Genomic DNA, 12,235 nt, shown 5'->3' on the forward strand with positions numbered 1-12,235 from the left:
TATCCATAGGGGAATGACAATGAAACTTATAGTACTCTTTTTCTTAACAATGGTGTGTATCTTTGTGTTGGATATGATTTGGTTGGGTATCATTGCGAAATCGGTTTATGCCCAAAACATCGGTATGATGTTACGAAAATCGGGTGCAGACATGGCTCCTATTTGGTGGGCAGCAGCAGTTGTTTATGTGTGCATCGCCTTAGGGATTGTTTATTTTGTCTTGCCCGGCGCACAAGGAAATTACATGCTGGCACTCGCTGGTGGAGTAATCCTTGGATTTGTAACCTATGGGATCTATGATTTCACCAACTACTCAATTCTTGCGAACTGGCCTTGGAAAATCACATTAATCGATTTTATTTGGGGAATGGTCTTATGTGGGCTGAGTAGTTTATTTGCGGTCTTCATTCAGAACCGCTTTTTTTCTTAAACCAGGGAAAAAACATTGACGTTTGCTTTTGGTAATGAATGTACTTTTGTCCTCGTGATTTTATGGAGCCTCTTTCGGTCATGGGGCCTGTCATACGTGTAAAAATAACATAAAGCATCAAAGGGGACAGTAAGCATAGGTATCCTTTGTTGGACTGTATCGCAAATAAAGCGAACCCCATCCAGCTTAACCAATCAAAAAAGTAATTAGGATGACGTGAATAATTCCATAAACCTTTATTACATACTTCCCCTTTATGTCGTATTTTAAAACGTTGCAGTTGTAAATCGGCTATAGTCTCTCCCATTATTCCCACTGTAATAATGCAAAATGCAAGAATATCTATCATGGTCATATGAGTCAGTCCTGATTTGCTAATCAGTAAAAATACACTTGAAATGATTAGGATGAGCAGTCCTTGGAGTTGAAAGTTAATAAAAAAACCAAGAGAGGGGCTAATTTTCCAATTGGCACTGAGTTCTATATAGCGCTTATCTACATGTCCTTTTCTTATTCGTGTGTACCATAGATAAAATGCAAGGCGTAAAGCCCATAAAATGAGAAGAAAGCCAATAATCACAGTACGAAAACTTAATGGGGTTAAGCCTAAATAGATTAAACCTGAAACCATTAATCCTAACGACCATGAGACATCAACAACAGAAGGATTCTTTAGAATACGATACAAACCCCACATAAAACTCATTTGTAAAAAAAGATAAATCACTACAGTGCCGAGGGAATACATTAATCATCATCCTTTATCTTATGATAACAGTAGACGCAAAATGGCAATACAATTGCCCAAACTGCCCCGATGAAAAGGCAAGTCGTATTGCTGCCATAAGGAAAAAAAGCAGCCCCTAAGCTTGCACCAATTCGAAATGCCGCTGCAAAACCTACGCATGACAAAAAGCCGAGCAAAAATAGGTGATCAAATAGGTTACTTAATGTGGCATATAAAACAACCGTAAAACTTATCCATATTGTTATCATCCAAGGAGAAGTAAAATAGGGGGAAAAAGGGTTTGCTGAATAAATTACTAGTCCTTTATAAACCAGGGCACTATCAATTAGAGTACTTATAGAGATGACTATTAATAATAAGAGCCATAGCCCTTCTAGCGTTCTTCCCGTTTGATGTTGCCAGTACAACTGCAACATAACACAAGCAACCACAATAAGAGCGCTTATCCATGCATATCCTCGAGCAGCTAGTGTGATGCAAGCGAACCAAGCAACATAATAAGCAGTCGTGTGAATGAGGTAATGTAATGTATTCATTGTCTTTTTCGCCACAAGGCATGAATATCGCTGATGTAATTGGTCTGAAAACCAGCAGCACAATAACAAAAATAGAACTCCCAAGTACGAATAAAAGATTCAGTAAATCCTTGTGCTAAAATTTCCTTTTTATTGCTTAATAGGTTTTTACGCCAATCATTCAAGGTAGAGACATAATGGTGGCCTATGTCTTCAAATGAAAGCAATTGCAGTGTTGTTTTGTTGGCAATTGATTTACTTATGGAATACACAGAGGGCAGGCAACCCCCAGGGAAAATGTATTTCTTAATAAAATCAACCTCATTTTTTGCGGCTTCATAGGCTTGATCATTAATTACAATTGCCTGTAAGAAAAATAAGCCTCCAGGTTTCAATAGCTGATGGCATTGCTGAAAAAATGTATCAAAATATTTATGTCCAACGGCCTCAATCATCTCGATTGAAACGACTTTATCATATTGTCCGGAAAGTTTTCTGTAGTCTTCTTTTAATAATTTAATCTGATGATTTAAGCCCAATTGATTTATTTTTTCATTGACATAGAGGTATTGCTTTTCTGAAATCGTCGTCGTCGTGACCTTACATCCATATTCTTTAGCGGCAAAACATGCAAATCCGCCCCATCCGCTACCTATTTCCAAAATATGGTCACTGGGTTTTAGTTGCAATGCGTTACAAATGGCTCGAATTTTATTCTGAGATGCTTGCTCCAAACTGATATCCGATGGTTTATAAAGAGCGCATGAATACATCATCGATGGGTCGAGAATTAATTTAAAAAAATCATTTCCTAAATCGTAATGAGCTAGAATATTCTCCTTAGCGCGACGAATCGAGTTAATTTTTAATTTGTAGTTTATTGTTCTCATGAAACTAAAAAAACGGGCGATAGGACTTTCAATCTGATTGAAGAGGGCATCATTTTTAATAATCATCGCAATTAATTTTTGTAGATCATCTGTATCCCAATCACCATCAATGTAACTTGCTCCAGCACCAACAGAGCCGTCCATGAGAATTGATTTATAGGCTTTGGGGTGGTTTATGGTGATGGTGGCAATTGAATTATTTTTCTCTTTTTCATTACCAAAAAAATAGCTACCATTCACGTCATCGACTTTGATGGATCCGTGGGTGATGCCATTTAATAACTTGAAAAAAATTTTTTGGGAAAGTCTTTTCCGCTGAGTAGATAAATGATTATTTTGGTCCATTCGATGTCCTTTTATTGGAACTTGGGTGTGCATGAAATGGAACACCCTTAATCCATAATTTTAATGCTTGCCAATAAATCGCTGCTGAAACTTTGTAAGTGATTAAAGGATAATGCCAAAATACTTTTTTAATGGAGCAATTATCTTGGGCCTTTAAAATTAATGTTGCATCAAAATCTTTCTTTCCTTCAATATGATTTTCCATATGAATCACGATTTTTTCTTTATTTAGTTTCAAATTAAGATGATAGAAATAATTCATGGACATAAAGGGGGAGACATGCAGCTCTTTTTGAAATTGATACGAATAAATTTCATTTTTAGGTTTGGCTGAATACTTCAACACATAATTATGCCGTTCTCCCCAAGGGGTATTGGTGACCTCCAAAATTAAATAATCCAAATTTTGATTTGTCTCATCAAAAATAAAATAAATACTGATAGGGTTAAAGCAATATCCTAAACAACTCAGTTGGGATAATAAATAGATTTTTCCTTTTGGGTAAGTTCCATGCCGATTCATCACCAATTGACGAGCGTATTCATCAAGTGGGATAGTCGATTCATTAAGATAATTTTTGCGTTTAAATGAAAACCAATTAAACTTCTCTATGGAAACCTGTTTGATGTCTTTGAAGGTATTATTTATCTGCGCTAAATCAAAGTAGAACATAAATAACTTATATGAAAACTGATGCTTTTTTGGAACAAAGCGGCGATGTCGTACATGTCCTGTAAAAATGAGATGGCCCATCATCTAGGCTCCTAGCAGCTTACAGGTATTGATCGCACTATTGACGCCATCCTCATGAAAGCCATAACCCCAATAACTTCCAACATAGTATGTATTCTTCATCCCATTAATCAAATTAATTTGCTTTTGAGCTTTTAAAGCAGACACAGTCAAACAGGGATGCGCATAGTTGAATGATTGGATTATTTGATTTTCCGCAATTTCATTCGAAAGATTAACTGATACAAAAAAATCATGGTTGGAATGAATTGATTGCAATCGATTCATGTAATAAGTAAGTGTAGGCGCTGCGCTTTGGTTATCGAGGTAATTCCAACTTGCCCAAGCCCTTTTATTTTTTGGCATTACATTTTTGTCTTTATGAAGAACTACTTCATTTTCAGTATATTTTATTGCCGATAAAATATTGATTTCTTCAGGGGTAGGTTCCTCGAGCATAGTTAACGCTTGATCACTATGAGTAGCACATACGACCGCATCAAAGACGTGCTCTTGAGAGTTCACGATTAGCTTAATCTTATTAGCTTCTCGTATTATTCGCTCTACTTTGGAGTTTAAGTACACTTGATCTTTTAGCCGCTCAAGCATCGGTGTAATGTAGTTTTTTGAACCGTGTTTAATAACATACCACATAGGTCGGTTAAACAAATCAAGAAGTCCGTGATTGTTATAAAATTGTAAGATAAAGAAAGCGGAACAATTTAGGGTATCTTCTTTATTTTTCGACCAAATAGCAGCCATCATTGGAATGAGATAACATTCTTTAAATTGCTCTGAGTATTTGTTTTCCATAATGAAGTCATTGATGGTTATTTCCAGATCATTGGTTCGAAGCAAGAATTTTTTTGCATCAGCATTAAATATAATGATGTCTTTGATTAGGTGATAAAAGTCTAATTTAAATAGGTTTCGACGATCTGAAAAAAGAGTATTTAAATTATGACCGCTGTACTCAAGTCCCCTATGATCGGCGCGATAACTAAAACTCATTTCACTGGTTTGAGTTGTTACATTTAACTCTTCAAGTAATTTACAAAAGTTGGGGTATGTTTTTTTGTTAAAAACGATAAATCCTGTATCAATCGAGTATACAGTTTCTTGAGTTTCGACAGATAGAGTATGTGTATGACCACCAAGATAATCGTTGGCTTCAAATAAGGAAACATCATGGTTTTTGCTTAAAAGATAGGAACTCGTTAAACCAGAAATTCCTGAGCCAATTACTGCAATCCTTTTTTTCAAAAAAAATTCCTTTTTCATCAGGTTGTTTGGTAATTTATGTGAATGAAGAAACTTTGGCAAGGGTATTTTTCTCAAGGAGTTATCGGTAGGTAAATATGCCCTATAATTATTTGTGCAGCAAAGCGAAATCAATTGCAGAATGCCGTGCTTATGGAATATTGTAACTGTTATGGGGAAAACTATTTCTCTGCATGCAATCATGCTCAATAATATTATTGAAATCGATTAAAAAATAAAAAAGTGCACTCACAATAGTGAACGATTAGTTAGAGTGGATTTACAATTAAAATAATTAATACCTGCGGACGAACGCGATAATCAGATAAGGACTCATACATGACCAAGCTCACTTTGACCACTACCGGTGGTAACCCGATTGGTGATAATCAAAATGCTTTAACTGCTGGAGCCAGAGGGCCTCTATTACTTCAAGATTACCAATTAATTGAAAAATTGGCGCACCAAAATCGAGAGCGAATACCCGAGCGTGTGGTTCATGCTAAGGGTTGGGGAGCACATGGCGTTTTCACAGTGACCCATGATATTACTGCCTACACAAAAGCTGATTTATTTTCTGAAATAGGAAAGAAAACAGAATTAATTACACGCTTTTCAACAGTGGCTGGTGAAATGGGGGCTGCAGATGCTGAGCGAGATGTACGTGGATTTTCAGTAAAGTTTTATACAAAGCAAGGTAATTGGGATCTCGTAGGTAATAATACTCCAGTATTCTTTATTCGTGATCCTTATAAATTTCCAGATTTTATTCATACACAAAAAAGACACCCCAAAACGAATCTTCGTTCACCTACAGCAATGTGGGATTTCTGGTCCTTATCGCCTGAAAGTCTTCACCAAATTACCATTTTATTTTCAGATAGAGGGTTACCTCAATCTGTTCGCTTTATGGATGGTTTTGGTTCTCATACTTTTAGTTTTATCAATAAGAAGAATGAGCGATTTTGGGTTAAATTTCATTGTAAAACAATGCAAGGGCATAGACATTGGACAAATGAACAAGCCGCTGAAGTGATAGGTCGTACAAGGGAGTCGACTCAGGAAGATTTATTCCAAGCCATCACCCAAGGTGATTATCCAAGATGGCGGTTTTGTGTGCAAATTATGACTGAAGAGCAGGCGAATAGCTTAGAATACAATCCCTTTGATCTTACCAAAGTTTGGTCACAGCGTGATTTTCCTTTAATGGACGTGGGAGTTTTAGAGCTGAATCGAAATCCTGATAATTATTTTGCTGAAATCGAACAACTTGCATTTTCGCCCTCCAATATTGTTCCCGGAATTGGGTTTTCTCCAGATAAAATGTTGCAGGCGCGTATTTTTTCATATGCAGATGCACACCGTTATCGAATAGGGACCCATTACGAATCATTACCGGTTAATGCCCCCAAATGTCCTGTACACCATTATCACAAGGATGGTTCATTACGCTTTTACGATAACAATACAGAGTACTCCGAAGCTTATTACGAGCCGAACAGTTTTGCGGGGCCAAAGGAAGATCCTAAATACAACGAGCCTCCTTTGCCTATCAACGGAGATGTAGATCGATATGATCGACACCAGGATACTGATGATTTTAGCCAGCCCAAAAAATTATTCCATTTGTTTAATCACGAACAAAAGCAAAGACTCTATGCAAACATAGCCGAAAGCATGCAGAGCGTTCCTGATTTCATTATCGAGCGGCAAATTAAATTATTTGATCAAGTCGATAAAGAATATGGAGCTGGTGTACGAAACGCGTTGAAGCATCGAGCGAAATGATCAAATAACTCAAGCACGCATGAATGTTTGGGTTATAGATCCTATTCAATCTGAATCAAACGGATAATTTACACTTTAAGAGGTAAGAACGATGGAATGGGCATTTAGATTTTTGCAAAACCATTGAAAATGACAAGTGCTATGGTACCTCAGAAAAGAAACTTACACGCTAAGTTAGAAAAGAGAATCAAAAGCGATGGAGTGAATAAATTACTCTGTATGACTCAAGCAATCATTTTATTTGAAGGCTTTTTGGGATCTTAGGTGAAGATAAAGATGTCAAAAAGCCCCATTTACACCTGAAGATTAGCAATACTAGCGCTGTAATAATCATGCGTAGCAAAAAAGCATTGAAATGGGCCGAGATTAATAATTTTCGTTGGCATGATTTACCTCGCACTTCACCGCTAAATCCAATTTTCATTTGCAGTAAAGGCGATGGTTAGCCAACGATGTGGTGTGTCTTCACCAATAGCCAACGCAATTTCATTACGAATTTCATCCAAGGTTTCAATGCTTGAAATTGGAAAATTCTTGGGTACTACGATATGTATTTCAATAAATTGTGCACGCCCTATTTTTGCAACGTAGCTTGTATAGGTTTGGAAATTACGCAATTTGGTAAGCTCATCTAAAAACTCTCTTATTTTTTCATCAAGCTCCAAGGGGGCCATGCGAAATATATCTCGCATGGCATCGCGCACTGCGGTCATAGGAACAAAAATCAAACAAGAAGTAAGAATCGCTAAAATAAGGGGATCAATGTAGGGAGTAAAGTATGCATAGGCTCCACCCTCCAATAAAGCAGCGATGCCAAAAGCCAATAAGAGAGACGAGGAAATCAACGCAGACATTAACCAACTTTGAATGTCTAATCGCAAGAATTCAGACTTAATTTTGCGGTTTTTTTTAATTAAATAAAAATACATGCCTGTTGATAAAAAAAATACCAAAAGTGCGAACACAAATGCCCAATCAAAATTCAGCTCATGTCCACCGGATATTAGACTACCTAGAGTTATTGTCAAAAGTGGTGTACAGCATTAGGCGGCGTTTCTGTCTGATTGTTCACCAACCTGTACTCCGTCTTCAAACTTCACGTTATTAACAACAAGAGTTAATAGGTTAAACCCTCTAATTTTAATCCATCGTTTCTGAGCTGACTCCATCAATTTAAATACCATTGCCAACGTGCTGTCTCTTGAGCCACAGTTACGTGATTTTTTTGTACGTAGGCGCACTGTAGCGAAAGCGGATTCAATTGGATTTGTTGTTCGGATATGAATCCAATGCTCCGCAGGAAAATCATAAAATGCGAGTAATTCCTCACGGTCTTTACTTAAGCACTCCATTGCTTTTGGATACTTAGGCGCGAATAACTCCACTGTGTTGTCAAACGCTTTATAAGCCTCTTTGCGTGTTGATGCCATCCAGATTTCATGCAATGCTGCTTTCACCTTGGGCTGCACCGATTTCGGTAATTTATTCAGGACATTGGCTGTTTTATGCACCCAACATCGTTGATGACGGGTATCGGGATACACTTTGCTAATAGCATTCCAAAAGCCCAATGCACCATCCCCTGCAGCCAGTTTTGGAGTGTGAGCAAGCCCCCTTTGTCGTAAGCTTGTCAACAGCTCCTCCCAGCTTGCTGAGGACTCACGGAACCCATCACTCACAGCGACTAGCTCTTTATGACCGTGCTCAGTAACGCCAATAATAACCAGCAAACACAAGCGGTCATCCATTCGCACTTGACTGTAAATACCATCTGCCCACCAATAAACATAACGCTTGTGACTTAAATCCTGACGCTGCCAGCTTTGATGCTCATCAAGCCATTGGCTTTTTAATCGACACACCGTATTTGCAGATAAGCCTTTTGCATGCTCACCCAACAGAGAACCTAAAGCCTCGGAGTAATCACCCGTTGATAATCCTTTTAAATAAAGCCAGGGAATCAATTCCTCAATACTCTTTGTACGTCTTAAATAGGGAGGTAACAAATGGCTTTGAAAATGAATACCAGAGCCTCCCCGGTCCCGCACTTTGGGTACTTTGATGCTGACATCACCAACGCCTGTCTGAATGGTTCTTTCTGGCAAATAACCGTTGCGAACGATAGCCTGTCTACCGTCGAGTAATTTATAATCCTCATATTCAGACAACATAGCACTGAGCTCCGCTTCTACTGCTTGCCTAATCAAATCACGGGCTCCATTTCTCAATAATTCAGTTAAGGGATCAGCAATTTTTTCAACTGGTGTTGAGACTTCTTTCAGTTTACAATTCTTCATGGCGTAGTTCCTTTTGTTGATTATGTTCTTGCGGAACAATCAACAGAATACGCCACCTAATTTATTTTTCCCATACACCAGATTCGAGCATAACTCGACTACCTATCGCATTTATCATCGCATAAGTACAAAGAAGTATTAGAATACTACCATTCAAAACAAGAACCATAGGTTCAATATGCCAGTAGCCATATTGAAACTTTCGATTTCCTTTACTGGTTAGAAGACGAGCAACAAAAAAGGCCAGGATTGACATAACGGTATCAACCATATTAAACATACCGTCAAATACGATAGCCAATGAGCCCGACAATAGCCCAAATAAAATACCTACCACCGCTAAGAGAAAGGTAGCAGCTATTGATATTTTAAGAGCTCGTCGTTCATGAAGACCCGCTTGTATTGTCATTTGAGTAATGTCCTGATGTAAAATAATGTCTTATCTCTATATATTATCGTTTCAACAGCTCCTATAAATCCATAGGTTTTGTATTATTAAGCCTTCAAATAACAACTGCTTCTTTTTTCCAATTGTTGCGGTAAATTTTTCGTAGGGTTTAGACAAATCCATTTATTTTATGCACATTAATTTTGCGTCCTTTTAACTTCCCACTTTGCAAATATTGGTACGCCTTATCTGCTTGGCTGTGGTGAATTGCAACATAGGAGTACATGGGGGTGATGTTTATTTTACCAATTGTGTTGCCTGCTAATCCTGCATCTTTGGTTAATGCTCCAAGGATATCACCGGGGCGAATTTTATCTTTTTTACCGGAACCAAGACAAAGTGTAACCATTTCTGGTATTAACGGTGTAGTGGGGTGGTTTTTTAGCTCATCAATGTTCCCCCAATGAATGGGCTGCTGTAGATTGTCTTCAATGATGCAAATTCGTTGTGCATCTGCTGGGGTTGTAATATTTAAGGCAATGCCTTTACTTCCTGCTCGTCCAGTGCGACCAATACGATGAATATGGATGTCATTATCAAAAGCGAGATCAAAATTAATCACTGCAGAAAGCTCCTTGATATCAAGTCCTCGTGCCGCAACATCCGTGGCGACAAGAATAGAGCAGCTTTGGTTGGCAAAACGCAAAACAGCGAGATCACGATCGACTTGCTCCATATCTCCATTTAAAGCGATGGCACTGAAGCCTTCGTGGATAAGCTGGTCTGTTACTTCCATTGTTTGTTGCCTGGTATTACAGAAAATTAACGTTGATAGAGGGCGATAGTGCAACAGTAATGATTTTAATAAGGGATATTTCTGAGCTTGTTTCGAGACCTCATAAAAATATTGTTCGATATCAGTTTCTTCAGGAGGAGTTTCTACATAAACTTCTTTGGGGTCTTTCATAAACTGTTTTGAAAGCTGTTTGATTTCTTCGGGATAGGTCGCAGAAAAAAGAAGAGTTTGTCTTTGTTTGGGACAAATTGAAATAATGTTTTTAATGTTATCAAAAAAACCCATATCCAGCATTCTGTCTGCCTCATCTAAAACCAAGGTTTTTACCTGAGATAAGTCTAAAGAGGCGTTTTTTAAATGCTTAAGAACTCTCCCCGGTGTTCCTACAATGATATGCGCTCCATGCCGTAATGAATCAATCTGAGGTTTCATTGGGATACCACCTGATAAATTAATAATTTTGACATTGGGTATCAAACAGGCTAATCGGCGGATAACTTGACTTACTTGCTCGGCCAGTTCACGGGTGGGGCAAAGAACTAATGCTTGAATTGCAAAAAAAGAAACTTTTAAATTATTTAATAAAGACAAAGCAAAAGCAGCGGTTTTTCCACTCCCTGTTTTTGCTTGAGCAATAATATCTTCATTTCGAAGAATTATGGGTAGGCTGTGCATTTGAATGGAGGTCATATTTTCATAATTTGAAGAAGCAAGGCTCTTTATTAATTCTTGGCGAAGAGGAAGTTGAGTGAATGATAGGTGCTGAGCGGCGTCTTTTGTTTGAGTCATGAAGCGTTTTCCTCTATTGGTGCTTAATTGCCATTGATACGTATAAGGTGTGGTCTCACCTGATGTCGTGTTTTTGTCACAGTTTAATAATTCTCTTTTTTTCGTTCAAGAAATGCTGCAGCTCACTCTTTATGGATAAAATGGTTTGATATATAAAGGTAAAAATGTATAGGATAATCTGTCTACAGGGTAAAATATTATATAAAAACTAGTTTAAATTATCGATGACGTCCGCGTGAGGTGTGTTTCTCTTGGGCCATAGTTACTTTTAATGGACGTCCTTCCAGGATTTTCCCATTCATACCTAAAGAGGATTGAGCTTCTTGTTGGGAGCTAAAGGTTATAAAGCCAAAACCTTTAATGTGGCCAGTAAAGCGGTCTTTGATTAAAAGAAGTTCGTCTACCTTACCATATTTTGAAAATTCTGCTTGTAATGTCTCTTCAGTCACTCCAAAGGGTAAGTTGCCTACATAAATTTTATTTTGCCTCACTGTTGTTTCCTCCAAGTAACCACTACAACTACAAAGAGATATAGTGGTTAAATAATACTAACTACTTAAATTAAAGAGCTATTATATTTTGTGCTTGAAGACCTTTTGCTCCTTGCGTCACAATGAATTGTACTCGCTGACCTTCTGTGAGGGTTTTGAAGCCAGAACTTAAAATTTCTTTAAAGTGGGCAAATACATCCGGCCCAGAATCTTGCTCAATAAAACCAAACCCTTTTGATTCGTTAAACCATTTAACAACCCCGTTTACTGTTTTAGACATAAGTAATCCTTATATTTATTGTAATGCCTGGATAGGCGAATTTAGCCGGAAACCGGTCAAGAATTAAAAACTACAGAACGAGGGATTAAATGAATAAAACGACGATTTGGAGAGTATAAAATAGACATTTTCTAGCTGATTTTAGATTACTACTCTTTAAGGGTAAAAGTCAATCTATTTGTAGCATGCCAATTGTTTAAGGCGCTCAACATCCTATTTATGCTATAATATTTTAAAGGATTGTATAAACATTTTATTTTCTTTTTTTCTTCGCTTAATCATATTATACCTTTCTTCGCTCGTACACATGGTGCGCCTACACGCTTTAATATCGAGAAAAAAATGTTTACTTACACAGCGAGAATATATTTTGATGACATTCAAATTAAAGAATGCTCTGGGAATAATTTAGACTCTCTTTTTATTTGGATGCTAAGCCAGCAGGAGAGAGAATTTGGTAATTACAATGGTCAAATTACTAATAA

Annotated in this window: 11 protein-coding genes and 2 pseudogenes; 2 read left to right on the forward strand and 11 right to left on the reverse strand. The window is 37.5% G+C overall.

The genetic code is table 11. The features are described from left to right. Positions 1-19 precede the first annotated feature (19 nt). Positions 20-430, forward strand: a complete 411-nt coding sequence (locus tag ACF8MK_RS10765; protein ID WP_392536658.1) for a DUF2177 family protein — start codon at positions 20-22, stop codon at positions 428-430. On the opposite strand, the gene ACF8MK_RS10770 is transcribed toward ACF8MK_RS10765, so the two are convergent. The 5 genes from ACF8MK_RS10770 to ACF8MK_RS10790 are packed head-to-tail and all read right to left on the reverse strand — an operon-like array spanning position 405 to position 4,924. Then, entirely contained in the window at positions 405-1,178 is a 774-nt protein-coding gene (locus tag ACF8MK_RS10770; protein WP_392536659.1) for a DUF1295 domain-containing protein, read from the reverse strand. The genes ACF8MK_RS10765 and ACF8MK_RS10770 overlap by 26 nt on opposite strands. Continuing rightward, positions 1,178-1,714: a DUF2878 family protein gene (locus ACF8MK_RS10775; protein WP_392536660.1), complete on the reverse strand. Its 537-nt coding sequence runs from the start codon at positions 1,712-1,714 to the stop codon at positions 1,178-1,180. The genes ACF8MK_RS10770 and ACF8MK_RS10775 overlap by 1 nt, the downstream gene beginning before the upstream one ends. After that, positions 1,711-2,928, reverse strand: a complete 1,218-nt coding sequence (locus ACF8MK_RS10780; RefSeq protein ID WP_392536661.1) for a class I SAM-dependent methyltransferase — start codon at positions 2,926-2,928, stop codon at positions 1,711-1,713. The genes ACF8MK_RS10775 and ACF8MK_RS10780 overlap by 4 nt, the downstream gene beginning before the upstream one ends. After that, complete coding sequence (locus tag ACF8MK_RS10785) at positions 2,915-3,685, reverse strand: DUF1365 domain-containing protein (protein WP_392536662.1); 771 nt, start codon at positions 3,683-3,685, stop codon at positions 2,915-2,917. Before ACF8MK_RS10785 ends, ACF8MK_RS10780 begins: the two co-directional genes overlap by 14 nt. Continuing rightward, positions 3,686-4,924 (reverse strand): NAD(P)/FAD-dependent oxidoreductase, encoded by a 1,239-nt coding sequence (locus ACF8MK_RS10790; protein ID WP_392536663.1) that lies wholly within the window; start codon positions 4,922-4,924, stop codon positions 3,686-3,688. A 336-nt stretch (positions 4,925-5,260) separates the two neighbouring features. Here ACF8MK_RS10790 and ACF8MK_RS10795 point away from each other — a divergent pair, with 336 nt between their 5' ends. Next, complete coding sequence (locus ACF8MK_RS10795) at positions 5,261-6,709, forward strand: catalase (RefSeq protein ID WP_392536664.1); 1,449 nt, start codon at positions 5,261-5,263, stop codon at positions 6,707-6,709. A gap of 407 nt (positions 6,710-7,116) precedes the next feature. On the opposite strand, the pseudogene ACF8MK_RS10800 reads toward ACF8MK_RS10795, so the two are convergent. The 6 genes and pseudogenes from ACF8MK_RS10800 to ACF8MK_RS10825 all read right to left on the reverse strand — a co-directional run. Next, a pseudogene (locus tag ACF8MK_RS10800) lies at positions 7,117-7,728 on the reverse strand (cation transporter); the annotation flags it as partial. Between the two features lie 24 nt (positions 7,729-7,752). Then, positions 7,753-9,006 carry an IS256 family transposase gene (locus tag ACF8MK_RS10805; protein ID WP_392536665.1) on the reverse strand — a complete coding sequence of 418 codons (1,254 nt, stop codon included), beginning with the start codon at positions 9,004-9,006 and terminating at the stop codon, positions 7,753-7,755. 97 nt (positions 9,007-9,103) lie between these two features. Next, positions 9,104-9,415, reverse strand: a pseudogene (locus tag ACF8MK_RS10810) (cation transporter); the annotation flags it as partial. Between the two features lie 148 nt (positions 9,416-9,563). Continuing rightward, complete coding sequence (dbpA, locus tag ACF8MK_RS10815; RefSeq protein ID WP_392536666.1) at positions 9,564-10,979, reverse strand: ATP-dependent RNA helicase DbpA; 1,416 nt, start codon at positions 10,977-10,979, stop codon at positions 9,564-9,566. Between the two features lie 218 nt (positions 10,980-11,197). Beyond that, positions 11,198-11,470, reverse strand: a complete 273-nt coding sequence (locus ACF8MK_RS10820) for an RNA recognition motif domain-containing protein (RefSeq protein ID WP_392536667.1) — start codon at positions 11,468-11,470, stop codon at positions 11,198-11,200. 70 nt (positions 11,471-11,540) lie between these two features. Continuing rightward, the gene (locus ACF8MK_RS10825; protein ID WP_058498931.1) at positions 11,541-11,750 is read right to left on the reverse strand and encodes a cold-shock protein; all 210 of its coding nucleotides are present in this window, start codon (positions 11,748-11,750) and stop codon (positions 11,541-11,543) included. Between the last annotated feature and the right edge of the window lie 485 nt (positions 11,751-12,235).

Source organism: Legionella sp. 227, assembly GCF_043161935.1.
GTDB classification, from domain to species: Bacteria; Pseudomonadota; Gammaproteobacteria; order Legionellales; family Legionellaceae; genus Legionella; species Legionella sheltonii.